This window comes from Microbacterium karelineae, from assembly GCF_009745985.1.
Classification (GTDB): Bacteria; Actinomycetota; Actinomycetes; order Actinomycetales; family Microbacteriaceae; genus Microbacterium; species Microbacterium karelineae.
Genome location: NZ_WFIX01000191.1, coordinates 269,777 through 294,766 on the forward strand (window position 1 = coordinate 269,777; position 24,990 = coordinate 294,766).

Here is a 24,990-nt window from a genome sequence, read left to right on the forward strand (position 1 = left end):
GCTCCTCGAGTCGCTCGCGGGCGGCGTTCCAGCGGGGCGCATCGCGGGCGTGGCCGCCGCCCTCGGCGCCGACCCCGCCGAGGCATCCGAGTTCGTCGCTCGGCTGGCGCCCGTCCTGCGCGAGGTCGAGGTGCCGCACGAGATCTCGCTCGTCACGTCCGACCGCGTGCCGCACGATGCGGTCCTCGGCGTCTTCGACGCGCTCCGCGATGCGGGGCTCGTCGCGGTGCGCGCGACGGCCCGGGGCGCGGCGGCCGCCTCGCGCACCGCCGTGCTCGTCAGCACGGAGGTCGTGCCGCCGCACCTCGCGCGTGAGCTCATGGGCGCCGACGTCCCCCACGTGCCGCTCGCCCTCGAACCCCGGCGCGCGACCGTCGGACCGTTCGTCCGCCCGGGTGAGTCGGCGTGCCTCGCGTGCCTCTGGGAGCACGAGCGCGACAGGGATCCGGCGTGGCCCACGATCGCGACGCAGCTCGTGTCGCGTCCCCACCCCGAGCCGCCGACGCGCTCGCTCGCGACCGTCGCCGCCGCCCTCCTGCCGCGCGTGATCGCGGGCGTCGACGACGCGTCCGGCCGTTCCCGGTCCGTCACCGTGACGGGCGACGGGCACCGGCGATGGCGGTCGCATCGCCCACACGAAGCGTGTCTGTGCCGATCTCCTCGAGAAAACGCGACGGCTTCCGCGGCGATCGCCCGGATCCCGCCGACCAGGACAGCGACAGCGACGTCTCGGCGCGAGTGATGCCGACATACGCGAGCCGGCGCTCCTCGTCGACGCCCTCGAGGGTCGATGCGTACGAGATGGGCAGCAGCCCCTCGGACGCTCCCACGAGGAACACGTGGGGCCATTCGAGCCCCTTCGCCGCGTGCAGGGTCGCGAGGGTCACCGTCCGCACGGCGGGCTCGTGCTGATCCTTCGCGCGCGCGAGCAGGCTGTCGGCGAACCCGCGCAGCGTCGCCTGCTCGCCCTCGTCCTCGGCGAGGCGGAGGATCGTCTGGCGCGCCTCCCAGGCGCCCCGCAGGGCGCCGCCCGCGTCGGGTGCGTCGTCGGTGTGGCCGAGCCCGCGCAGGACATCGCGCACGGCGTCCGCGAAGCCCTGGTCGGTGGGCGCCACGGCGGCCGCTCGGATCGCCATGATCGCCTGCCGCACCTCCGGCATGTCGAAGAAGCGCGTGCCGCCGAGCACGTTCGTCGCGATGCCCTGCCGCGCGAGCGCCTGCTGCAGGGGCGCCGACTGGGCGTGCGATCGATAGAGCACCGCGACATCGCCGGGAGCCGCGCGCTCCCCCGAGGCGCCGTCGAGGAGGTCGCGGATCCGACGGGCGACGCCGTTCGCCTCCGCCTCGTCATCGGCGTAGGCGGTGACGGTCGGATCCGGCGCGGGAGCCTCGCGGGTCGGCTGCAGCCGGAGGGCGCCGGGGCGGCCGCGCATGAGCGCGTTCGCGACGCCGAGGATGGGCGCCGCCGAGCGATAGTTGCGCTCGAGGCGCACGACGGTCGCATCGGGGTAGCGGGTGCCGAACTCGAGGAGGAACCGCGCCTCGGCGCCCGTGAACGAGTAGATCGTCTGGCTCGCATCGCCCACGACGCAGATGTCGCGGCGCCTGCCGAGCCACAGCTCGAGCAGCCGGTTCTGCAGGGGCGACACGTCCTGGTACTCGTCGACCGTGAAATGGCGGTACTGTTCGCGGATCGAGGTGGCGACGCGCGGTTCGGACTCGATCATCCCGGCGCACGCGAGGAGCACGTCCTCGAAGTCGAGTTGGCGCCGCTCGTCCTTGAGCCGCTCGTACGCCCGCATGAGGTCGGCGAGCGCGTCGGCGCCGATCGAGCCGACCGTGCGCCCGAGCGCGCGGTAGTCGTCGATCGACCGCATCGTCACCTTGCGCCACTCGATCTGCGACGCGACGTCGCGCAGCGTGTTCGTGTCGGGGCGGAGCCGCATCGTGTCCGCGGCGTGCGCGAGGAGGCGCACTTTGTTGTCGACGATCTTCGGCGCTGTGTCGCCCGCGACGGTCGGCCAGAAGTAGTTGAGCTGTGCGAGGGCCGCCGCGTGGAAGGTCCGCGCCTGCACGCCGACGACGCCCATCGCCCGCAGTCTGCCGCGCAGCTCTCCCGCCGCCTTCGACGTGAACGTCAGCGCGAGCACGCGGTTCGGGGTGTATGTCCCCTCTTCGACGCCGTACGCGATGCGGTGCGTGATCACGCGCGTCTTCCCGGTGCCCGCGCCCGCGAGCACGGCGACCGGGCCGCGCACGATCTCGGCGGCCTGCCGCTGGGCCGTGTCGAGGGCCTCGAGCGCGCTCACGAACCGGATCCCGGGCGCGCGTCGTGCCATGCGCGGATCAGGCGGTGCGCGACCGAGACGCCGCCCGGGAAGCCGAACTCGCCCTCGCCCCGCAGCCCGCGCGCGATCTCCTCGCGGGTGAACCAGCGCGCGTCGACGATCTCCTCGCCGTCGGGCCTCACCTCGCTCTCGTCGACCGCCGTCGCGTGGAAGCCGAGCATGAGCGAGCGCGGATAGGGCCACGCCTGCGAGGCGATGTACCGGATGTCGCGCACCCGTACGCCGGCTTCCTCGGCGATCTCGCGGTGGACGGTCTGCTCCGCCGACTCGCCCGCTTCGACGAATCCCGCGAAGCAGGAGTACATCCGACCGCCCCACGCGGCGTTCGCGCCGAGCAGGATCCGCTCGCCATCGGCGCTCGTGATGCCGACGATCACGGCGGGATCAGTGCGCGGGAAGTGCTCGCGCCTGCACGCGTCGCAGCGACGAACCCAGCCCGCCGTCGTCAGGCCGGCCCGCTCGCCGCATGCCGGGCAGTGCGCCGCGTCGACGTGCCAGCGCCCGAGCGCCACGGCGGTCGCCAGCAGGTCCGCCTCGCCGGGAGCGAGCGCCGCCCCCGACTCGCGGAACGACGCCCACTCCCCCGCTGGCGCCTCCTGCGGTGGGTCGGTGAGGGCTGCGAGGAGCACACCCGAGCCGTCGGCGTCCCGGCCGAGGAACGCCCACGACGCCGGTCCGATGACATCGGGCGGCGCGACGGGGGCGAGCACGGCCCCCGCATCATCGCGGACGACGGGCGTGCGGTCGCCGTGGACGAGCAGGACGCGCGTACGCGCGTCGCCGCGGAGGGCCGCCATGAGTCCGTCCGCCATGCGCTCATCCGCGCTGAGGGCCACCGGTCCGAGGACGGCGGAAACGGTCATCGACTCCCTCCCTGCGGGGCGTGGCGTGGCGTGTGGTCGCGCCGAGCGACCTAGTCTGGGCGGCATGGCACGATCCCCCCTCACTCTAGCCGCGGCCGCGACGGCGGCCGTGCCCGAGGCCGATATCCGGGCGACGCGGCGCCTGACCGCGGGAGGGGCGGGCCGCTTCGACGCGGCCCTCGTCACGCTCGACGACGGCGACGAGCTGGTCGTGCGGATCCCGACGGGCGAGGACTCGCTCGCCGATGCCGAGAGCGAGCTCGTCGCGCTGCGGGCGCTCACCGCGGGAGCCCGCGAGATGCTCGGCTTCGGCGTCCCCGCGGTGCGCGGCGCGGCGTCGTCCGACGAGATGCGGGCGATCGTGACGACCTATCTCCCGGGCTATCAGGTCGAGGCGGCCCATATCCCCCCGGGCCGCGGCGTCGCGCGCGAGATCGGGGCCGCGATCGCCCGGATCCACGCCCTGCCGCCGTCGGTCGTGCGCGGCGCGGGCCTCCCCGCGCGCACGCCGGCCGACGCGCGCGCGGACCTCGAGCGGCTGCTCGACACGATCGGGCGCAGCGGGCGCGTCCCCGTACGGCTGATGGTGCGGTGGCGCGAAGCAGCGGAGGACGACCGACTCTGGGGATACGAGTCGACGGTCGTGCTCGGCGGTGCGCAGGCCACCTCCTTCGTCTTCCAGGACGATGCGGCAGACGAGCCGGTCGTGACGGGCGTGCTCGACTGGCAGGGTCTGGCCCTCGGCGACCCGGCCGTGGACCTGCACTGGACCGCGGCGGCGCCCGACGCGGCGGACGATGTGTTCGCGGCGTATGCCGAGGGGTCGGTCCGCGCGCCCGACCGCGCGCTGCGGGTGCGGGCACGACTGCACGCCGAGCTCGAGTTCGCGCGCTGGCTCGCCCACGGGATCGAGACCCACCGCGCGCAGGTCGTCGACGACGCTGCCGATCTGCTCGAGTCGCTCTCGGCGGGCCTCGTCGACGACGTCCTCCTCGCGGACATGCCGTCGCGCGAGCGCGCCGACGTCAGCGACGCGATCGCGCTGCTCGACCGCATGCCCGCGACCTCGCGAGACGAGGCCGACACGTCGATGCACACCGACGCCTTCGGGCCGGAGGACCTGCGCCTGCATGGCGACGAGGACTGGGACGCATCGCCGCCGCGCCGCGCGACGGAGGACGAGTCGACGCAGGCCGTCGACGCGCCGGGATCCGACGAGACGCAGCCGGTCGACCTGTCGGACGCCGAGACCGACCGGCTGGATCGGCGCTGACGACGCGTCACCCCTGCCGCGCCGCGCGCCACCGTTCGATCAGTTCGGCCTCGCCCATCGGCCGATCATCGCGCAGGACCAGGTCGTCCGGGACGTAGTACAGCGCCACATCGATCTCGTCGAGCGGCACGCCATGGCGACGATGGTAGGCGAGCCGATACAGCGCGAGCTGCAGCATGCGCTCCTCCCGCTCCTTCGCGGTGGACGGTGCCTTCCCCGTCTTCCAGTCGACGATCTCGATGCGATCGCCGCGGCGGTAGACCGCGTCGAGCTTGCAGATCATGATGTGCGGATCGCCGGCGTCCAGCTCGAGCGCGAAGTCGACCTCCGTCTCGACCTCGATCGGCCTGAGCGCGGCCCATTCGCCGCGTTCGAAGATCGCGCGCAGACGCGCGAGGTCCCGTTCGTCCTCCGCGCTCGCGACCGCCGTCCCGCTCCACTCACCCTCGTCGTCGACGTCCCAGAGCGCGTCGTCCACGGACACGGCGGGGCCCGAGACGCCGGACCGCTTCTCGACCCACTGGTGGAAGAGCGTGCCGAGCCGTGTCTGCCGGTAGGGCCGCTCGGGCATCGGCCGCACGAGGTCACCCAGAGCGTCGTAGAATCCGACGACGTAGTCCTTGAACTTCGACGCGGGCACGCGCGTCGGAACCGCAGCCGACACCCCGCGCGCGACCTCTTCTCGCTCGGCGAGCAGTCGCGCGAGCTCCGGGGTCGGCTCGGTCGATCCGGCCGCCCGCACGAGCCCGGCGGCCTCCGCGACACGCGACCGCCTCGCGCCCAGCGCGTCGAGCGGCCATTCGAGCGTCGTCGCGTGTCCGGCGTAGGGGTTCTCCGCTTCGTCGCCGACGGGTTCGATCGGCTCGCGCGCCAGCTCGTCGAGGATCTCGTCGAGGAAGACACTCGGCCGTCGCGGCTTCGACTGACCGGCCCAGTGGGATCCGGTCAGCAGCAGATCACCCCGCGCCCGCGTGACAGCGACATACGCGAGACGGCGCTCCTCGTCACCCTGGTGCGCGCGTCCCGCGGACTTGAACTCGTCGAAGGCGCGACGGAGCTCCTTCTCGGCGGCCTTCTTCTCGGCGCCATCGAGGGAGATGGCGGGCGCCTGCCACTCGAAACGAGGCAGAGCAGCGGCATCGCCGCGGAAGACGTACGGCAGATGCCCGAAGGCGAAGCCGCCCATGACGTTCTTGGGCGAGCCCGGGAGCTCGCCTTCGACCAACCGTACGACGGCGACCGCGTCCCATTCGAGCCCCTTCGAGCCGTGGATCGTCAGCAGCTGGACGACGCCCGGCTCCGGCGGCTCGGTGTGCGGCATGAGGTCGTCGGCCTGTTCGGCATGGTCGAGCCATGCCAGGACGCTCCCGATGGTGCCGCGCTCGTCGACCGCGAGGAAGCCGCGCACCTCGTCGGCGAACGCCCGCAGCTGCGCGGAGGCCGTGCGGGCCGAGCCACGCGTCTCGTTCGCGGCCAGCTCGATGTCGAGGCGCAGCTCCTGTTCGATCATGCGCAGGAGATCGGGGATCGGCTGACCGGCCGCCCGGCGGAGGCGATCGAACATCTCGGCCGCCTCGCGGAGTCGGGCGCGTCCCTCGTCGCTGAACGCACCGAGGAGGCGATAGCCTTCGCGCGCCGTGCGCACGAAGTCGAGAGCGTCGATGATCGAGACCTGCTCATCGATCCCCGCCGATTCGCGCACTCTCTGCCGCACGTCGTCGGGCAGGGGTGCGAGCGACTCGTCGCGCCGCGACAGCTCGGAGGCGAGGTCGTGCAGCGCCCCCATGTCGGCGAGCCCGACCGCGAACCGCGGGCCCACGAGCAGGCGGATGAGCGACGATCCTTCGGACGGGTCGTGGAGCACGCGCAGCGCGGACACGAGGTCGGTCACCTCGGGGACAGCGAGGAGGCCTCCGAGCCCCAGGATGCGATGCGGCACGCCCTGCGCCGCGAGGGCGTCGGCGAAGCGCTGCATGTGCTTCTTCGAGCGGAAGAGGATCGCGCCGGTATGGGGCGCGCCCGCCGCGTGCTCGACGATGTGCTCGCGACGGCGCTCGACGAACCAGTCGGCGACCCGCTCAGCCTCCTCGTCGACCGTCTCGGCGAAGACGACGTCGAGGCGGCCCTCGCCGGCCCCTGGACGGGGTTCGAGCTCGTGCACGGCGGGCCGATCAGGGCGCGCGAACGGGCGAACGAGCCGGTTGGCGGCGCGCAGCACGACCCGGTCGTTGCGCCAGCTCGTCATGAGATCGAAGCTGTGTGTCGGCGCGGCACGCGCGAAGTCGTGGGCGAAGGCGTGGATGTTGTCGGCGCTCGCCCCGCGCCACCCGTAGATCGCCTGGTTCGGGTCTCCGACCGCCATGACGGCCGTGTCTCGGAACAGGGCGGAGAGGAGCCGCGTCTGCAGGACCGACGTGTCCTGGTACTCGTCGAGCAGCACGACACGGTGCTGCGCTCGCAGCGCGTCGGCGACGTCCGGAGCGGCTTCCACGACGTCGAGCGCCCCCGACACCTGGTCGGCGAAGTCGAGCACGCCGCGGCGCTGCTTCTCGGCGTCGTACTCGGCGACGAGGTCGAGGAGCACCGGCAGGGCCTTGAGCGCCGCGTGCGCGCTCTCCCAGGGCCGAGTCGATGACACGGTCGGGTCGACGAATGCTGCGAACGCGGCCGCCTGCGCCGCCGCGTACCGGCGCACCGCGTCGGGCGCCGTGCGATTGTCGAGGAGCGCACCCGCGAGGTTCTGGATCGCTCGGACGATCTCGCCGAGGCCGCTGTCGAGATCCTCGAGGCCGACGCCGTCCGCCGCGATCGCGACCCGCCGCGCGACGACCCACGCTGACGAGCCGCTGAGCATTCCCGCATCGGGATCTCGGCCGATGCGCGCCGCGTTCTCGCGCACGACCGAGTCGGCGAAGGCGTTGTAGGTCGACACACGGGGTCGGTTGAGCAGCCGGTCGTCGGCCTCGGACGCGCGCGAGTCGGTGCCGAACCGGGACGCGAAGCCGTCGAGGACCTCGCGACGCACGGCCGCGCGCTGGGCCGGCGCGGCGGCATCCGCGATGCGGGCGAACTCGCGGCTCTCGACGATCTCGGGAAGATGAGGGAGCAGGCCGCGGCGATCGAACTCGTCGATCTCGTCGAGTCGGCGGGCGATCCGCTCGGCGAGCTCGCCTGCGGCCTTCCGCGTGAAGGTCAGCCCGAGGATCTCGTCGGCGCGCACGTGCCCGTTCGCGACGAGCCACACCACGCGCGCCGACATCGTCTCGGTCTTGCCGCTGCCGGCGCCGGCGACCACGAGCGCCGGTTCGGGCGGCGCCTCGATCACGGCGCGCTGTGCGCGCGTCGGCGCGAACAGCCCGAGAGCGCGCGAGATGAGGTCGGCCGAGAGGTCGAGGGGCGTCGTACGGGTCATGCGCTGACCGCTCCGATCGTGTGGATCCGGCACACCGGCGCGAACATGCCGCCGCGGCAGTGCGATTCGGCCGATGCCTGGAAGCTCGACGCCGACATGCCGCGCGCCGCCTCGGCGACGCGCCGCAGGAACGCGGCGCGTGCCTCTCCTGCAAGCAGGTGCTGGTGCGCGACGCGGTACCGGCTCGATCTGAGCCCCTTGGAGACGACGATCAGGCGCGCCCCGGCGACAGCGCGCGCGTCGGCGCCCTCGATGAGGCCGCTCTCGACGGCGATCTGGTAGGCGGCCAGCTGTGCGTCGTCGGCCACCTTGTCGTCGCTCAGCCGCGCCTCGCCTTTTCCGCTCTTGAGGTCGGCGACGACAACGCGCTCGAGCGCATCGCCGTCGGCGGCGCGCATCGCCTCGAAGCCGCGGCCGCGCGCGGGCGCATGCTCGCCCGCGCCGCGCGGATACGTCTCGACACGATCGATCACACCCGAGATCACCGCGCGCTGCGGTCCGCTCAGATCGTCGCCCGTGACGATCCGCGCGTCGGCGTCGTCCTCCTCGTCGAGGGCGATCGCGAAGCGGAAGGGCGCCTCCGAGGCCACCACGCGCCCGCCCTCCGCGCGGGTGCGCGCGAGATAGTCGTCGAGGTTCTCGATGTACTCGTCGATGCGCCGCCGTTCTCGTGAGCGGATCCACGCCGTCTCGAAGTCGAGCTCGCCCCACCGCTCGTCGACGACCGCTCGCATCGCATCGATCCCGCCGTCGGGGACACGCTCGAGCGCCGCGTGGAGCAGGGTTCCGAGGCCCGCGCTCGGCGACGTGATCGAATCGCCCCCGAGCGCCGCGATCGCCCAGCTCAGCCCGCACTCCTCGAAGCCATCGATCTGCGACGGCGAGACCCGCACCGGCTCCCGCTCGAGGTCGCGAAGCGGCGCCGTCGTCGACGCTGGCCGCACGCCGTACCACTCGTCGGGGTCGGCGCCCGGCACGCCGCTGTCGGCGAGGATCCGCAGCTGCCCCGCCGCCTCTGCCCGTGCGCCGGGGTCGTCTGAGGTCGTGAGCACGCGACGGTGCCGGGCGACGAGCCCGCGGAGTGTGAGCGGATGGTCCGACTCGGCCTCGGCGGGCTCCTCGGGCGGCAGGTAGGCGAGCAGCGGGCTCGGTGCGCCGTCGTCGTCGTCGACGGCGGTGACGATGAGGCGCGACCGCGCACGCGAGAGCGCCCTCACGAAGAGCCGCAGCTCGTCATGGAGCGCCTGACGACGGCGATCGAGCTGGTCGAGACCGTCGCTGGGATCGTGCCCCTCCCGTGCGGCCAGGAGAGCGCCAGGCAGCCGCCACGAGCCGAGCAGGCCTCCGCGCAGCCGCGTGTTCGGCCACACGCCGTCCTGCAGGCCGGCGATCACCACCACCTCGAACTCCGTCGAGAGCGCGTTCGCCGGGGTGAGGAGCGAGACGGTCGCGCCGCGCTCGGGCGCCGAGAGGGAGTCCTCCGGGACGTCGCTGTCGAGGATCTCACGGAGGAATCGCTGCGGACCGTCGTGCGGATCGCGTTCGATCGATCGCTTGGCCGCGTCGAAGAGCGAGACGAGCCCATCGAGCGCGCGGGCGACCTCGCCGGAGGTGGGCCCGGACGAGGTCGCGATGCGGCGCCACACATCGGACAGCCGGCGGCCGTCGAGCCCACGTGCCCTGTCCCAGACGTGCCAGAGGAGCTCGTGCACCGTCGCACCGCGCGCCCCCATCTCGCCCACCTCGCGGAGGGTCGTCGCGAAGCGCTCGGCCGAGCGCCCCTCCGCCGTGTCGAGCGGGGCGAACAGCGCGGGGTGCGCGAACGCCTCCCGGAGCAGCTCACGAGCCGGGCGCGCGCCGCCGTCCGCCAGCTCGGCGTGGCGGAGGCCGCCGCGCAGGCGTCGGAGCGCGACGCCCGTGAAGCCGCCGAAGGGCGAGCGCAGGGCGTCGACGACCGCCTCATCGTCGCGCTGCGCGGCGGGCGTGAGCCCGAGCCGCACGATCTCCATGATCTGCCGCACCGCGCGCTCGCTGCCGAGAGGCCGCGGGACGCCGGCGGCTCGGGTCGGCACATCGCGCGCCGCCAGCTCGGTCTCGAGCGCGACGAGCTGCCGGGTGTCATGCGCGATCACCGCCATCGCGCCCCATGGCACCCCCTCCATCAGGTGCAGCTCGCGGAGCCGGCGCGCGATCCGGTCGCACTCCTCCCCGGACGAGGCCGCCCTCATCACCGCCACGTCGTTCCAGGCCGCCGGCTCCGGCCCAGGGGCGCGCCGGTGCTCGACGCTGCCGCCCGCGCCGATCGCCTGCGTCATCCGGCGGACGAGCCACGTGAGCTCCGGGCTCTGCCGGTGCTGGCGCGCCAGCACCTGCACGCCGCCGAGCGATGACGCAAGGCCTGCGAAGAGCTCGGGTGTGACGCCGCGGAAGGCGCCGGAGGCGATATCGGGGTCGCCGGCCGCGAGCACCGCGATCCCCCGCGCCCGCAGCGCCTCGACGAGTGCGACGCCGCCGCGCGTGAGCTCCTGCGCGTCGTCCACGAGCACCACCCGCAGCCGCTCGATCGTCGGCAGCTCCCGCCCCTCCCGCAGCGCGCGCACCGCGCCGCTCACGAGCTCGGCGGCGTCGAGCGCGTCCGTGCGCAGATTCTGCACGACCGACGCGTACTCGGCGAGGAGCGCGGCGACGGGTGCCCACGCGCCTTCCGACAGGCCGCTCAGCTCGTCGCGCGAGGCGTCGAGCTCGACCGCCGTGTCGAGGAAGCCGCGCAGTTCGGAGCGGAAGTCGCGCGAGCGGCGCACCGTCGGGCCGAGGTGCTCAGGCCAGGAGATGCGCCCGTCGAGGATGTCGCCCTCGATGATCTGGGCGAGGATCCGATCCTGCTCGGCCCCCGTGAGGAGCTCTGGCGAGGACTCGCCCCCCGCGATCGCCTCGCCGCGCACGATCTGGAACGCGAACGACCCGACCGAGCGCGCGAGGGGACCGGGGGTCGCGACGTCGATGCGCACGCCGAGCCGATCGCGCAGCCGGGTCGCCGACGCGCGGGAGGGGGTGAGGACCAGCACCTGATCGGCCCCGTACGCCGCGGCTGCGCCGCCCACGAGGCGCGCGACGCGCTCCACGAGGACCGACGTCTTGCCGCTGCCGGGCGCGCCGATGACGACGCCGCTCGCGTCCGGCGCGAGAGCGAGGACGGCCTGCTGATCGGGATCCCACGGGGTCTGCTGGGGCATGCCGACCACGCTACCGAGGAGGTCCGACATTCCCGCGTTCGCCGTCAGCGTGCGCGGCGCCGCCCGCTCCCCCGCCTGTCATAGAGTTGAGGTGGCCCCGAACGGGGCGACTGGCGCGACGAAAGGCACGATCCCGTGGATATCCGCATCGGCATGATGAACACCGGCCGCGAGCTCAGCTTCACCTCCGACGAGACGGCGGACGCCGTCGCGACCAAGGTCGACGAGGCGCTCACGAAGGAGTCCGCGCTCTCGCTCACGGACGTCAAGGGCACCACCTACATCGTCCCCTTCGGCGCCCTCGCGTTCGTCGAGGTCGGCTCCGAGGAGACGCGCCGCGTGGGCTTCGTCGCCTGAGACGCCGATGTACATCCTCCTCGCCCTCATCGTCGCCGCTGCCGCGGGCACGGCCGCGCACTTCGCGCTGCCGGGGCGCGACCTGCGGGGAGCGACGCTGCCGGCCGCGATCGCGGTCGGCAGCGCGGCGGTCATCTACGCGGCCCTCACCTGGACGCTCGGCGAGTCGAGCGGGTGGACGTGGCTCATCGCGCTCATCGCGCCCGCCGCGATCTCCGTCGCCGCCACGCTCGCGATCGTCAACGCCCGCCGTCGCGCGGATGCCGCGGAACGCGAGCGTCTGCACATCTGATCAGGCGGAGAGCCCGAGCGCGTCCATGCGCTCCGAGTGCGCCGACACGAGCGCCGTGAAGACGGGCTCGACCTTCTGCTCGTCCTCGATATCCAGGCGCGAGGGGCGCAGCGCGGCGCGGGCGACGAGCAGCGTGTCGCCGACGAGTCGGCGCGCCCACATCGACAGCAGACCGCGCATCTCGTCATCCGCGCCGATGGTCTCCGCCAGGATGTCCGCGATCTGCTGACGGTCGTGTCCCGCGCGCAGCACGCGCGCCGCGCGCCTGCCCGTCTCGCCATAGCTCGAGGCGAGCGCCAGATAGAAGTCGTCGAGCATGCCCGCCGTGATGTGCACCGAGAGCATCGTCTCGCGGGGCCTGGCCCCGATCGTCGCGCGGCGGAACCGATCGAGCGGCGCGCGGAAGGGCTCCATGAGATCGGTGGGATCCGCGCCGCGATCGCGGATGAGCTCGACGATCCCGCGGTGCTTGGCCAGCGCGGCCCCCGCCGCGAGGGACAGCGCCTCCTTCTCGCCGAGGTCGGGCGTGCGTCGGATGAGCCGGGTCAGCGTCTCGAAGTACCCCAGCTGCAGGTAGGCGGCCTGCCCGAGGAACACCTCCACATCGGGCGCGAGCTCCGAGAAGTCGACGCGGACGGCGTCGCGGCGCTCGCCCCGGGAGCGCAGTCGCAGCATGCGCACGGGGCGGCGCCGCCGCCGGAACCAGTTCACCACGGCACCAGCGTATCCGTCGATCAGGGCCAGGCGGGTACGCTGGTCGCAGCCCCGGCACAGGATCGGGGCCCCGCGCCTGTGGCAGATACGTGGAGGCGTGGACGTCACGAACGGCGGCAGCCGCGCCCCGACGGGCGCCGCTCCCCCGAGACAGGCAGTTCTCAGACATGACATCGTTCTCCGATCTCTCGATCGACCAGGACATCGTCGACCAGCTCACCGCGAAGGGGATCGCGGACGCGTTCCCGATCCAGGAGCAGACGATCCCCATCTCCCTCCCCGGCCAGGACGTCATCGGCCAGGCGAAGACGGGGACGGGCAAGACCTTCGGCTTCGGGATCCCCGTCGTCCAGCGACTCGGCCTCGACCCCGAGCCCGGTGTCAAGGCCCTCATCGTCGTGCCCACGCGCGAGCTCGCAACGCAGGTGTACGAGGACATGGACCTTCTCACCCAGGGTCGATCGACGAGCGTCGTCGCGATCTACGGCGGCAAGGCATACGAGGGACAGATCGAGCAGCTGAAGGCGGGCGCGCAGATCGTCGTCGGCACGCCCGGTCGCCTCATCGACCTGGCCGGCCAGGGTCTGCTCGACCTCTCGAACGCGACCGAGGTCGTGCTCGACGAGGCCGACAAGATGCTCGACCTCGGCTTCCTCGCCGACATCGAGAAGATCTTCCAGAAGGTCGCGCAGAAGCGCCACACGCAGCTGTTCAGCGCGACCATGCCGGGGCCGATCGTGGCGCTCGCCCGGCGCTTCATGTCGAACCCGATCCATATCCGCGCCTCCGACCCCGATGAGGGGCTCACCCAGGCGAACATCCGCCACATCATCTACCGCGCGCACCAGCTCGACAAGGACGAGATCATCGGCCGCATCCTGCAGGCAGAGGGCCGCGGGAAGAGCGTGATCTTCACGCGCACGAAGCGCGCGGCGCAGCGCCTCGTCGACGAGCTCGGCGATCGCGGCTTCTCCGTCGGCGGCGTGCACGGCGACATGGGCCAGGAGCAGCGCGAGCGGTCGATGGCGGCGTTCAAGGCCGGCAAGCGCGACGTCATGGTCGCGACAGACGTCGCCGCGCGCGGCATCGACGTCAACGACGTCACGCACGTCATCAACCACACGATCCCCGACGACGAGAAGACCTACCTGCACCGCGCGGGACGGACGGGACGCGCCGGGCGCGAGGGCATCGCCGTCACGTTCGTCGACTGGGACGACCTGCACAAGTGGGCGCTCATCAACCGCGCGCTCGACTTCGGCCAGCCCGAGCCCATCGAGACGTACTCGACCAGCCCGCACCTGTTCGAGGAGCTGAACATCCCCGAGGGGACGAAGGGCCGCATCGCGAAGGCGCCCGCGAAGAGGGACGCGCAGAAGTCGGCCGGCGGCGACCGTCCCCGTCGCCGCCGCTCCTCCGAGGGCGGCCAGGCGGATGGCGCCACCGAGAAGCAGGCCGGAGAGGGCACCCACGACGGGACCGGCAAGGAGCACCACGACGGCAAGCCCGCCGCGGCGCGCCGCCGTCGCCGCCGGCGCCGCACCTCCGGTCAGGCGCAGCAGGGCGCCTGAGCGTTCGAGGGGGCGGTCGCCGAGCAGCGGCCGCCCCCTCGCCGTCAGAGCATCGGCTCCGAGCCCGTGCCGGCGCTCAGGATCCGGGCGACCATCGCCGGATCCGTCGTGTTCTCGCCGAGCGCGTTCGGCTTGCCCGCGCCGTGGTAGTCGCTGGATCCCGTCACGATGAGGCCGTGCGCCTCCGCGATCTCACGGAGGTGCGCCGTCCCCGCCGCCGTGTTCTCGCGGTGCCCGAGCTCGAAGCCCGCGAGACCCACGTCGATCAGCGCCCGGATCGCGGAGTCCGGCAGCATCCCCCTGCCGGCGGGGTGCGCGATGATCGCGACGCCGCCCGCCGCGACGATCGCGCGGACGAGGTCGATCGGGTCCGGCGCGAAGTGGCCGACGTAGTACGCTCCCGCCGGGTGGAGCGGGCCGCGGAAGGCCTCATCGCGATCCGCCACGAGCCCCGCCGCGACGAGCGCGTCGGCGATGTGCGGGCGCCCGATCGTCGCGTCGCCTGAGCGCTGCGCGAGGACGTCGCCCCAGGTGACGGGGAAGTCACGGGAGAGATTCGCCACGAGCCGCTCGGCCCGGCCGAGTCGATCGTCGCGCACGCGGCGCATGAGCGAGGCCAGCGACGCGTCCGTCGGGTCGAACAGGTAGCCGAGCACGTGCACGCCGCGCCCCCGCTGCTTCGCCGAGAATTCGGCGCCCGGCACGAGCCCCATGCCCGTCGCGCGCGCGGCGGTGGCCGCCTCCTCCCATCCGCCGACCGTGTCGTGATCGGTCAGGGCGATGAGTCCCAGGCCGGCCGCTCTGGCCTGCCGGACGACCTCTCGCGGCGCCTCGGTCCCGTCGGAGCACGTGGAATGCACGTGGAGATCGGCGGGTGATGGAAGAGGCGCTGGCACGAGAGGATCCTACGCGCCGGGGGTGCGGCGCGTCGGCGCGCGGGCCCAGCCTCCGCACGCCGTCGACTGCGGATATTCCCAGGACCTCTGCGTAGGCTCGCCCCGTGCTGCGCTCGCTGGGTGTCCTCATCACCGTGCTCTTCGCGTGCGCCGCCGCCATCGTGACGTGGCCCCAGTTCTTCCGCCTCGAGAAGACCCTCCCGTTCGCGCACGTCGCGGCGCTGCGCGGATCCGTCGTCGCCGTCTTCGCGGTACTCGCCGTCGTGTTCCTCCTGTTCGCCGCATCGCGCCGCCTCCGCGGATTCGCGCTGTCGATGGCGATCGTCAGCGTGCTCGCGGCGATCTGCGGCGGCGTCCTGCTCGGCCTGCGCGGCTACGGCGCGGCCTCGCTCCCCGACAAGGAGGAGACGAGCGTGCGCGTCATGACGTGGAACACCGCGGGCAACGCCACGGGCGCCGAGACGATCGCGCAGACGGCCGTCGCGATGGAGGCCGACATCGTCGCGCTCCCCGAGACCGCCGAGGGCGTCGGCGAGGAGGTCGCCGTGCTGATGCGCGAGCTCGGCCACCCGATGTGGGTGCACACCGAGGCCTACAACGAAGAGGTCGAGTACGGCCCCCAGGCGTGGCAGACCACGCTGCTCATCTCGCCGCATCTCGGCGACTACGCCGTCATCGAGGCGTCGAGCGACGGCACGACCATGCTGCCATCCGCCGTCGCGATGCCCGTCGACGGCTCCGGTCCCATCGTCGTCGCCGCGCACGCCGTCGCCCCGCAGCCCCAGTACATGGACGCGTGGCGCAGCGATCTGCGCTGGCTCGCCGATCAGTGCGTCGAGGGCGACGTCATCATGCTCGGCGACTTCAACGCGACGATCGACAACATGGCCGCGCTGGGCGAGAACGACAACGACATGGGCTGGTGCCGCGACGCGGCGACGCAGACCGGCAACGGCGCGGCGGGCACGTGGCCCACCTTCCTCCCCACGATCCTCGGATCCCCCATCGATCACGTGCTGACCTCGGCGTCATGGGAGGCGACGGGATCGGTCGTGCTGACGAACGTCGACGATGCGGGAAGCGACCATCGCCCGCTCGTCGTGCAGCTCGAACCGGCGAGCTGACCTCGGCGACTCCCACCGCGCACGGTGAGACACTGGGAGCATGACTTCCACGGGCGATACAACCGACCAGAGCACGGCGACGACGGACTCGAACACGAACCGCCGCCAGCCGTTCCCCCAGGGCTTCCTCGACACGATCTCCACCGGATGGGCCGACCGCCCGGAGACGCTTCCCGCGCCGCGCGACGTCGCGCCGTACGCGGCCCGCCGCCGGGAGCTCCTCAGCGCGCAGTTCACGGGCCGGCGGCTCGTCATCCCCGCGGGCGAGTTCAGGCAGCGCAGCAACGACACCGACTACCCGTTCCGTGCGCACTCCGCGTTCGCGCACCTGACCGGCTGGGGCGCCGACGCCGTGGCCGACTCGGTGCTCGTGTTCGAGCCGTCCGGCGATGGGCACGACGTGACGCTCTATGTGCGCGACCGCGCGACGCGCGAGTCGGCCGAGTTCTACCGCGACGCCGCGATCGGCGAGTTCTGGGTCGGGCCCCGGCCCTCCCTCGCGGCGGTCGCCGCCGATCTCGGGATCGCGACCGACGACCTCGCGAACCACCGCCCCGGATCCGACGACCTCGTCGTCGACGAGCACGACGGGCTCACGAGCGCCGTCGCCGAGCTGCGCCTCGTCAAGGACGAGTACGAGATCGCCCAGATGCGCCTCGCGGTCGAGACCACGGCGCGCGGCTTCGACGACATCGTGCGCGAGCTGCCGCGGGTGATCGAGCACCCGCGCGGCGAACGGGTCGTGGAGGGCGTGTTCCACCTGCGCGCGCGCAGCGACGGCAACTGGGAGGGCTACGACACGATCGCCGCGTCCGGCCCCCACGCGTGCTACCTCCACTGGACGCGCAACGACGGCGGGGTCCTCCCCGGCGACCTCATCCTCATCGACGCGGGGGTCGAGGTCGACACGCTCTACACGGCCGACATCACGCGCACCCTGCCGGTGAGCGGAACGTTCACCCCGATCCAGCGGAAGATCTACGAGACGGTGCGCGAGGCGGCCGATGCGGCGTTCGCGGCCGCGCGCCCCGGCATGAGGTTCCGCGAGCTGCACAACACGGCGATGCGGGTCATCGCGCAGCGCACCGCCGAATGGGGCCTGCTCCCCGTGACCGCCGAGGAGGCCCTCGACGCCGATCGGGGCGGCCAGCAGCGGCGCTACATGGTGCACGGCACGAGCCACCACCTCGGCCTCGACGTGCACGACTGCGCCCAGGCGCGCCGCGAGATGTACTACGAGGGCGAGATCACGCCCGGCATGGTGTTCACGATCGAGCCGGGCCTCTACTTCCAGATCGACGACGAGACCGTTCCGCCGGAGTACCGCGGCATCGGCGTGCGCATCGAGGACGACATCCTCATGACCGAGGACGGGCCCGTCAACCTCTCCGGCGACATGCCCCGCACGGCCGACGAGATCGAAGCGTGGATCGCTCAGTCGCGCGGCTGAGACGACTCGCGCGGCTCGTCGGGCCCGGCGGATCCATCGGGATCCGCCGGGCCCGCTCCCGTCTCCGGGGTCGCGGGCGCCTGCGGCTCCGACGGCGCGGCCGGCTCCGCGGGCGCGGCCTGGCGGGGCGCATCCGTCACGCGGATCCCGTACCGGGGCGGCTCGTTCGACGGCGGCGCGACCACCTGCGTGCGCGGCTTCGTCGTGCCGAGCAGGCGGCGCGCCTCGGTCACGTGCTCGCGCGAGACCGCGACCTCGTAGTGATCGGCCGAGACCGTCATGACGCTCGCGAAGTCGCGGCGGCGGCGCACGATCGAATAGGTGAGGATCCGGAACAGCATTCCGAAGCCCACGCCGATCAGCAGGATCCCGCCGATCATCGCCATGTCGAGCTGCGGCATCCAGATGATGGTGAACGCGGCGAAGAGCAGACCGATCATGACGCCGTTGAGCGCCCCCTGCCACGCGGCGCGCGCCCAGCCGAGGCGGCCCGTGACCTTCTCGATCGACCGCAGCGCGCTGCCGACGATCGCGATGTCGCGAGCGGGGATGTTCTGCTCGATCAGCTTCGACACCGCCTTCTGCGCGCCCTCGTACTTCGCGTAGGTCGCGACGGTCTCGCCGACCTCGGGCACCGGTGCGGCGGCGTTCAACATGCTCATGGCCCGATTGTCCCACGCGAGGGACGACGCTCCCCATGCGCCGGCTATGCACGGCCTGTGAGAGCGGATCCGTCCGTCGCTCGTCTCGCCCCGGGCTCGCGCGACTACGCTGGTGACGTGAGCACGCAGAGGGTCTTCGTCGGACGTCTGGCCGGATGCCCCGTCTTCGATCCGGCGGGCGACCGGCTCGGCAAGGTGCGCGATGTCGTCATCGTGTACCGGAGCTCCGGCGCGCCCCGCGTCATCGGCCTCGTGCTCGAGATCCCGGGGCGACGCCAGGTGTTCGTCTCGATCGGCCGCGTGACGTCGATCGCCCAGGGCCAGGTCATCACGACCGGCCTCATCAACGTGCGCCGCTTCCAGCCGCGCGCCGACGAGCGCCGCATCATCGCCGAGATCATCGGCCGCCGCGTCGACATGCGCGACGGATCGGGTCAGGCGACGATCGAAGACGTCGGCATCGAGCCGAATCGCCTCGGCGAGTGGGCGATCGGACAGCTGTTCCTCCGCCGCCCACGCACCGGCGGCTCCCCGTTCTCCAAGGGGCCGACGACGTTCGCGAGCTGGTCGCAGGTGCGCGAGCAGAAGGCGCCAGGCGAGGCCCAATCGGCCGAGCAGCTCGCGCAGACCTACGCCGAGCTGCGCCCGGCGGACCTCGCGAACACCCTCCTCGACCTTCCCGACGAGCGGCGGATCGAGGTCGTCGCCGAGCTGAGCGACGAGCGCCTCGCCGACGCCCTCGAGGAGATGCCGGAGGAGGAGCAGGTGCAGATCCTCGAGGCCATCGGCGACGAGCGCGCCGCCGACGTCCTCGACGCGATGGATCCCGATGACGCGGCGGACGTGCTCGCGGAGCTCGGCGACGAGCGCAGCGAGGAGCTCCTGCAGATGATGGAGCCGGAGGAGGCCGACGATGTCCGCCTCATCCTGCGATACGGCGCCGACACCGCCGGTGGGCTCATGACGACCGAGCCGATCATCCTCCCCGCCGACGCGACGATCGCGGAGGCGCTCGCTCTCATCCGCCGTCACGAGCTGCACCCGGCCCTCGCGGCGAGCGTGTTCGTCACGCTGCCGCCGTACGAGACCCCGACCGGTCGGTACCTCGGCGCCGTGCACTTCCAGCGCATGCTGCGCTATCCCCCTCACGAGCGGATCGGCGCGATCCTGGACGACTCGATCGACCCCGTCCTCGGCGAGGCGCCCGGCGCCGAGGTCGCGCGGCGGCTCGCGAGCTACGACCTCGTCTCGATGCCGGTCGTCGACTCCGCTCACCACCTCCTCGGCGTCGTCACGGTCGACGACATCCTCGACTCGCTGCTGCCCGACGACTGGCGCTCGCATGACGAGGACGAGCCCATCGCGACCATGACCGGCACGATCCGGACGGTGGGCGGCTGATGGCGCGTTCGACGGGTCGCGGCTTCCTCCGGGGCCGTCGGCCGAGCCTCGGCGAAGAGAGCCCGGCCGCCAGCGATCGGTTCGGCCGCGCGACCGAATGGATCGCGCGCGCGATGGGCACGCCCTGGTTCCTCGTGATCCTCACGCTGTTCTGCCTCGCGTGGATGGCGTGGAACACGATCGCCCCCGAGGCGTGGCGATTCGACTCGGCGGCGATCGGATTCACGGCCCTCACGCTGATCCTGTCGCTGCAGGCGTCGTACGCGGCGCCCCTCATCCTGCTCGCGCAGAACCGCCAGGACGACCGCGATCGAGTGCAGCTGGAGAACGACCGCCAGCGCGCCGAGCGCAACCTCGCCGACACGGAGTACCTGGCGCGCGAGATCGTCTCGCTGCGCCTCACCCTCGAGTCGCTCGAGAAGAGCGCCCTCTCACGGGAGGCGCTGCGCGACGAGCTGGCGCGCGCGCTGCGGGACCTCGACGGCGACGACGACCCCGCCCGATCGGAGACCCGCTGAGATGACATCCGCTCCCCTGGCCGATCGGGTGCGCGAGGCGGTCGGCCGTGTCACCGATCCCGAGCTGCGGCGCCCTCTGTCCGAGCTCGACATGGTGCGCGACGTCACCGCGACGGGAGACGACGTCCGCGTCGAGATCGCCCTCACGATCGTCGGATGCCCCGCATCCGACCGGATCGAACGCGAGGTGCGCCAGGCCGCGGAGGCCGTGGCCGGCCCCGGTCACGCGACGATCGAGCTCGGGGTGATGACGCCCGCGCAGCGTCAGGCTCTCACGGAGCGCCTGCGCGGCCCGCAGAAGCGCAACCCGTTCGGCGAGGGCACCCTCACTCGGGTGATCGCCGTGACGAGCGGCAAGGGCGGCGTCGGCAAGTCGACCGTGACGGCGAACCTCGCCGTATCGCTCGCGCGCCGGGGCCTCAAGGTCGGCCTCGTCGACGCGGATGTGCACGGATTCTCGATCCCGCAGCTTCTCGGCCTCGTCGTCGACGGCGAGGCGCCGTCGCCGACCCAGGTCGGCGACCTCATCCTCCCGCCCGTCGCGCACGACGTGAAGACGATCTCGATCGGCATGTTCCTGCGTCAGTCGGACGGTTCGACGCCCGGCGCGGTCATGTGGCGCGGGCCGATGCTGCACAGGACCCTGCAGCAGTTCCTCACCGACGTCTTCTTCGGGGATCTCGACGTCCTCCTCCTCGACATGCCGCCGGGCACCGGCGACATCGCGATCTCCGCGGGCCACCTGCTGCCGGGCGCCGACGTCCTCGTCGTGACGACGCCCCAGGCGGCCGCGTCGGACGTCGCGATCCGGTCCGGCCTGGTCGCGCGCGAGGTCGGTCAGCGGGTGATCGGCGTCGTCGAGAACATGGCGGCGATGACGATGCCCGACGGGACGACGATGGACCTGTTCGGATCCGGAGGCGGCGCCGAGGTCGCGCGTGCGCTCTCGGCGGAGGGCGACGACGTCGCCGTGCTCGCCTCGATCCCCCTCAGCCCCGCTCTGCGCTCGGACGGCGACACGGGCGAGCCGATCGTCGTCGCGCACCCCGAGGATCCGGGCGCCCGGGCGATCGAGACCCTCGCGGACCGCGTCGTCGAGACGGGCCGCGGCTCGCTCGCGGGGCGCAAGCTCCCCGTGCGGACGAGGTAGGGGCGCTCAGGTCGCCTCGTCGTCGAAGGGCGGCGGCTCGTCGGCCGAGAACGCCTTCGCGACGAGCGGGGCCGTGCGCGGCCTCGGGACCGCGGCCGACGCCGCCGGCGCGGACGTCGCGGCCGCCGGCGCATCGTCGTCGAGCAGGGCCTCGCGGATGATGCGGCGGGGATCGTACTGGCGCGGATCGAGCTTCTTCCAGTCGACGTCGCCCATCTCCTCGCCCATCTCCTCCTCGACGCGCGAGCGCGCGCCGCGGGCGTAGTCGCGCACGCGGCGCGTCGTGCGGCCGAGCCACTCCGCCGCCTGCGGGAGGCGCTCGGGGCCGATGAGGATCGCCGCGATGACCGCGATGAGGACGACCTTCTCGATCGCGAACCCGCTGAACATGCTTCTCAGATTAGCGCCGACCGGCGGGGCTGAATGACAGCGCGGTGGCCGTAGTCTGGGTGGCATGACCCAGAGCGCTGTCGCACGTTTCGTCCACGACGCGATCGTGGAGCCCGATCACATCGCACGCGCGCGGCAGAACGCGCTCGAGCTGGGTGCCGCGCCCGTGAGCGCGACGGTCGGCTCGCAGTGCGCGCTCGTCGCCGCGGCGTCGGGCGCCCGCACGATGATCGAGATCGGCACGGGCGCCGGCGTGTCCGGCCTCTGGCTGCTGCACGGGGCGCCGCAGGCCGTCCTCACGACGATCGACACGGAGCCGGAGCACCTCGCCGCGGCGCGCGCCGCCTTCGCCGCCTCGGGCGCGTCGTCGTCGCGCGTGCGGTACATCACGGGACGCGCCGCCGATGTCCTCCCCCGCATGAACGAGGCGGCATACGACATCGTGCTCATCGACGCCGACGCCGAGAACGTGATCGACTACGTCGCGCACGGCCTGCGCCTCGCGCGCCCGGGCGGAACCGTCCTCGTGCCGCGCGTGCTCGCCGGCGGGCGGGTCGCGGATCCGGTCGCCCGCGACGAGCGCACCTCCGACCTGCGAGGCCTCATCACCGAGACCCTCGGGTCCGGATCGGTCGTCTCGGCGATCTCGACGCTCGACGAGGGCCTGCTGCAGATCACGACCGCCCGCATGGCGGAGGGCCGGACCCCCTGACGGGATCCGGCCCTCCGATCGGCGAGAGGCAGCTCAGGCTGCGCCCACGGCGGCAGCCAGCACGCTGTGGAGCTCCTTCGCCTCCTCGTCGTTCACCGATACGACGAGGCGTCCACCGCCCTCGAGCGGCACGCGGACGATGATGAGGCGCCCCTCCTTCACGGCCTCCATGGGTCCGTCTCCGGTGCGCGGCTTCATAGCAGCCATAGGTGGCTCCCCTTCCTGATTGGTCTCGATCAGTCTATCGCCCAGGCGATCGGCGCCTCCCCGCGAATCGCGCGAATGTCGCGGCATGCGGCGCGGATCACGGCACGAGGTAGTACGTATTCCCGTGCCCGTACATCCCATGGATCCAGGCGGACTGCGCCGCCGTGCAGGCGAGCAGCACAAGCAGCCGCGCCCACGCGCGCGGCAGCGCGACCGCGACGGCGCCCCACAGAGGCGCGAGCGGCATCAGCAGCCGGAGCGTGCTCGACTGGGGGAAGAGCACGAGCGCGAGATAGACGAGGCAGCTCGCGCACCACAGGCGCGCCTCGACCCCGAGCGACCGCACGCTCCGCGTGAAGAACAGCGCGATGACCCCGGCGGCGACGCTCGCGAGGATCGCGTATCCCGCCCACTCGGGGATCCCCCAGATCCGTGCCCAGACGGCGGCGCCCTGCAGCCAACCCTCGCCGGGCACGAAGCCCGCCGCCTCCCCGGGGAGCCAGCCGCGCCGCCACGCGAGCTCCGTCGCGAAATACGCCGACGGATCCCCTGTGACGGTGTTCGCGATGACGGGCCAGGCGAAGCCGACGATCGTGCCCAGGGCACCGAGCGACAGGATGTGCGCGACCTCGGCGCGGCGGATCGGGTCGTCGCGGCGATTCAGGAGCCGCCAGATCCCGACGAGCGCGATCGTGAGGGGCAGCGCGAGCTCGCCCGGCCTCGTGAACCCCATGGCGGGGATCAGCGCGTAGAGCGGCCACCAGCGGCGCCGCGCGAGGCAGACGAGCGCCGCCATCGCGAGCGCGAGGAAGAGCGCCTCGGCGTACGCGACGTGGAAGAGCAGGCCGAGCGGGCCGGCGGCCGCGAAGGCGACGCCCCAGAGCGCGGCGTCCGCGCCGATCCGGTCCGCGAGGAGCGCGTGGAGAGCGAGACAGGCGCCGTATCCCGCGGCGAGGGAGATGAAGCCCGCGCACACTCCCCAGGCGTTCGCGACGGCCCAGATGTCGTCGGATCCGAAGCCGGCGTCGGGGACGAGCGCCGCGAAGATCCGCGCGATGGCGGGGAAGAGCGGCATGAACGCCCACGCATTCTGCTGCACCTCGCCGCCCGAGGTCGGCAGCTCGGTCGGGTAGCCGTTGAGCGCGATCTCGCGATACCAGGCGCCGTCCCACCCGACGACGTAGTCGAGCAGGGACGGATCCGGCCCGTGCCGCCCGTCCGCGGGGGCGAGGGCGGCGCTCGCGACCGCGAGGATCGTCGTGACGACGCGCGCGGCCGCGTACACGGCCAGGACGCGCGCCCAGGCCGGAAGGAGCGCCCAGCGCGCGGCGACCGTCTGCGCGGTCAGGCGCCCGTCAGCCATCCGCGCAGGCCCCGCTCGACGTCCTCGATCTCGCTGATCCGGACACGCTCCTCATCGTGGTGCGCGAGCTGCCCGTCGCCGGGACCGTAGTTGACCGCGGGGATGCCGAGGGCGCTGAAGCGGGCCACGTCCGTCCATCCGTACTTCGGCTGCGGCGCCCCGCCGACGGCCGCGACGAACGACTGCGCGATGGGCGCGTCGAGCCCGGGGCGTGCGCCGGGAGACAGGTCGGTGATCTCGACCTCGTACTCGTCGAAGAGGCGCCGGACGTACGACACGGCCTCATCTGCGGTCTTGTCCGGGGCGAAGCGGAAGTTGACCTCGACCTCGCAGGCGTCGGGGATCACGTTGCCGGCGACGCCGCCCGAGATCCGCACGGCATTGAGGCCCTCGCGATACGCGAGTCCGTCGACCTCGACCGTCTTCGCCGTGTACCCCGCGAGCTTCTGCAGGATCGGCGCCGCGAAGTGGATCGCGTTCTCCCCCATCCAGGCGCGCGCGCTGTGCGAGCGGATCCCCGTCGTGCGCACGAGGGCGCGCAGCGTGCCGTTGCATCCGCCCTCGATGCCGCCGTTCGACGGCTCGCCGAGGATCGCGAAGTCGCCGGCGAGCAGCTCGGGGCGGGTCCGGGAGATGCGCCCGAGCCCGTTCTTCGTCGCTTCGACCTCCTCATGGTCGTACCAGACCCAGGTGATGTCGTATGCGGGTTCCGTGAGCTCGGCCGCCAGCTTCAGCTGCACCGCGACGCCCGCCTTCATGTCGACCGTGCCGCGCCCCCAGATGAGGGCTTCGTCGTTCTCCGACACATCGCGTGTCGGCAGGTTGTCGGCGATCGGGACGGTGTCGAGGTGCCCCGCGATGACGACGCGCTGGGCGCGCCCCAGGTGGGTGCGCGCGATGACGGCGTCGCCGTCGCGGACGATCTCGAGATGCGCGCACGGGGCCAGCGCCGCCGCGACGGCGTCGGCCAACGCCCTCTCGTCGCCCGACTCGCTGGGGATGTCGCAGATGGTCCGAGTGATGTCGGGGGACGACGCGGTGAGATCGAGCATGC

At 72.8% G+C, this 24,990-nt stretch carries 21 protein-coding genes; 10 read left to right on the forward strand and 11 right to left on the reverse strand.

The genetic code is table 11. From position 1 onward, the window contains the following. Positions 1–587 precede the first annotated feature (587 nt). Complete coding sequence (locus GB932_RS17775) at positions 588–2,339, reverse strand: ATP-dependent helicase (protein ID WP_197517551.1); 1,752 nt, start codon at positions 2,337–2,339, stop codon at positions 588–590. Further along, positions 2,306–3,211 carry an NAD(+) diphosphatase gene (gene nudC, locus GB932_RS17780; protein ID WP_197517552.1) on the reverse strand — a complete coding sequence of 302 codons (906 nt, stop codon included), beginning with the start codon at positions 3,209–3,211 and terminating at the stop codon, positions 2,306–2,308. The genes GB932_RS17775 and nudC overlap by 34 nt, the downstream gene beginning before the upstream one ends. A gap of 64 nt (positions 3,212–3,275) precedes the next feature. Between nudC and GB932_RS17785 the strand changes: the two genes are divergently transcribed. Further along, positions 3,276–4,484, forward strand: coding sequence for a phosphotransferase (locus tag GB932_RS17785; protein WP_197517553.1), 1,209 nt, complete (start codon positions 3,276–3,278; stop codon positions 4,482–4,484). Between the two features lie 7 nt (positions 4,485–4,491). On the opposite strand, the gene GB932_RS17790 is transcribed toward GB932_RS17785, so the two are convergent. Further along, positions 4,492–7,896: an ATP-dependent DNA helicase gene (locus GB932_RS17790; RefSeq protein ID WP_156762030.1), complete on the reverse strand. Its 3,405-nt coding sequence runs from the start codon at positions 7,894–7,896 to the stop codon at positions 4,492–4,494. Next, positions 7,893–11,129, reverse strand: a complete 3,237-nt coding sequence (locus GB932_RS17795) for an ATP-dependent helicase (RefSeq protein WP_156762031.1) — start codon at positions 11,127–11,129, stop codon at positions 7,893–7,895. The genes GB932_RS17790 and GB932_RS17795 overlap by 4 nt, the downstream gene beginning before the upstream one ends. Positions 11,130–11,264: 135 nt before the next feature. Here GB932_RS17795 and GB932_RS17800 point away from each other — a divergent pair, with 135 nt between their 5' ends. Beyond that, a complete protein-coding gene (locus GB932_RS17800) occupies positions 11,265–11,486 on the forward strand; it encodes a DUF3107 domain-containing protein (RefSeq protein WP_156762032.1) in 222 nt (73 codons plus the stop codon). Positions 11,487–11,493: 7 nt separating this feature from the next. Beyond that, positions 11,494–11,778, forward strand: coding sequence for a hypothetical protein (locus GB932_RS17805; RefSeq protein ID WP_156762033.1), 285 nt, complete (start codon positions 11,494–11,496; stop codon positions 11,776–11,778). Here GB932_RS17805 and GB932_RS17810 read toward each other — a convergent pair whose 3' ends face one another. Beyond that, entirely contained in the window at positions 11,779–12,492 is a 714-nt protein-coding gene (locus GB932_RS17810) for a ferritin-like fold-containing protein (RefSeq protein WP_156762034.1), read from the reverse strand. Positions 12,493–12,659: 167 nt separating this feature from the next. On the opposite strand from GB932_RS17810, the gene GB932_RS17815 reads away from it, so the two are divergent. Further along, entirely contained in the window at positions 12,660–14,063 is a 1,404-nt protein-coding gene (locus GB932_RS17815; protein WP_156762035.1) for a DEAD/DEAH box helicase, read from the forward strand. Between the two features lie 44 nt (positions 14,064–14,107). On the opposite strand, the gene GB932_RS17820 is transcribed toward GB932_RS17815, so the two are convergent. Beyond that, the gene (locus GB932_RS17820) at positions 14,108–14,959 is read right to left on the reverse strand and encodes a PHP domain-containing protein (RefSeq protein WP_156762036.1); all 852 of its coding nucleotides are present in this window, start codon (positions 14,957–14,959) and stop codon (positions 14,108–14,110) included. A gap of 104 nt (positions 14,960–15,063) precedes the next feature. On the opposite strand from GB932_RS17820, the gene GB932_RS17825 reads away from it, so the two are divergent. Further along, positions 15,064–16,083 (forward strand): endonuclease/exonuclease/phosphatase family protein, encoded by a 1,020-nt coding sequence (locus GB932_RS17825; RefSeq protein WP_156762037.1) that lies wholly within the window; start codon positions 15,064–15,066, stop codon positions 16,081–16,083. A 40-nt stretch (positions 16,084–16,123) separates the two neighbouring features. Then, positions 16,124–17,533: an aminopeptidase P family protein gene (locus GB932_RS17830; protein WP_156762038.1), complete on the forward strand. Its 1,410-nt coding sequence runs from the start codon at positions 16,124–16,126 to the stop codon at positions 17,531–17,533. On the opposite strand, the gene GB932_RS17835 is transcribed toward GB932_RS17830, so the two are convergent. Beyond that, a complete protein-coding gene (locus tag GB932_RS17835) occupies positions 17,518–18,195 on the reverse strand; it encodes a YflT domain-containing protein (protein ID WP_156762039.1) in 678 nt (225 codons plus the stop codon). The genes GB932_RS17830 and GB932_RS17835 overlap by 16 nt on opposite strands. Before the next feature lie 117 nt (positions 18,196–18,312). Here GB932_RS17835 and GB932_RS17840 point away from each other — a divergent pair, with 117 nt between their 5' ends. The 3 genes from GB932_RS17840 to GB932_RS17850 are packed head-to-tail and all read left to right on the forward strand — an operon-like array spanning position 18,313 to position 21,264. Further along, complete coding sequence (locus GB932_RS17840; protein WP_156762040.1) at positions 18,313–19,596, forward strand: magnesium transporter MgtE N-terminal domain-containing protein; 1,284 nt, start codon at positions 18,313–18,315, stop codon at positions 19,594–19,596. Next, complete coding sequence (locus tag GB932_RS17845; RefSeq protein WP_156762041.1) at positions 19,596–20,114, forward strand: DUF1003 domain-containing protein; 519 nt, start codon at positions 19,596–19,598, stop codon at positions 20,112–20,114. Before GB932_RS17840 ends, GB932_RS17845 begins: the two co-directional genes overlap by 1 nt. Position 20,115: 1 nt before the next feature. Further along, positions 20,116–21,264, forward strand: a complete 1,149-nt coding sequence (locus GB932_RS17850) for an Mrp/NBP35 family ATP-binding protein (RefSeq protein ID WP_156762042.1) — start codon at positions 20,116–20,118, stop codon at positions 21,262–21,264. Positions 21,265–21,270: 6 nt separating this feature from the next. On the opposite strand, the gene GB932_RS17855 is transcribed toward GB932_RS17850, so the two are convergent. Then, on the reverse strand, positions 21,271–21,654 hold the full coding sequence (locus GB932_RS17855; RefSeq protein ID WP_156762043.1) for a twin-arginine translocase TatA/TatE family subunit: 384 nt from the start codon (positions 21,652–21,654) through the stop codon (positions 21,271–21,273). Between the two features lie 64 nt (positions 21,655–21,718). On the opposite strand from GB932_RS17855, the gene GB932_RS17860 reads away from it, so the two are divergent. Continuing rightward, complete coding sequence (locus tag GB932_RS17860) at positions 21,719–22,366, forward strand: O-methyltransferase (protein ID WP_156762044.1); 648 nt, start codon at positions 21,719–21,721, stop codon at positions 22,364–22,366. 33 nt (positions 22,367–22,399) lie between these two features. On the opposite strand, the gene GB932_RS17865 is transcribed toward GB932_RS17860, so the two are convergent. The 3 genes from GB932_RS17865 to dapE form a co-directional block, all read right to left on the reverse strand. After that, entirely contained in the window at positions 22,400–22,573 is a 174-nt protein-coding gene (locus GB932_RS17865; RefSeq protein WP_156762045.1) for a DUF3117 domain-containing protein, read from the reverse strand. 97 nt (positions 22,574–22,670) lie between these two features. Beyond that, on the reverse strand, positions 22,671–23,936 hold the full coding sequence (locus GB932_RS17870) for a hypothetical protein (RefSeq protein WP_156762046.1): 1,266 nt from the start codon (positions 23,934–23,936) through the stop codon (positions 22,671–22,673). Next, positions 23,918–24,988 carry a succinyl-diaminopimelate desuccinylase gene (gene dapE, locus GB932_RS17875; RefSeq protein ID WP_156762047.1) on the reverse strand — a complete coding sequence of 357 codons (1,071 nt, stop codon included), beginning with the start codon at positions 24,986–24,988 and terminating at the stop codon, positions 23,918–23,920. Before dapE ends, GB932_RS17870 begins: the two co-directional genes overlap by 19 nt. Positions 24,989–24,990 lie beyond the last annotated feature (2 nt).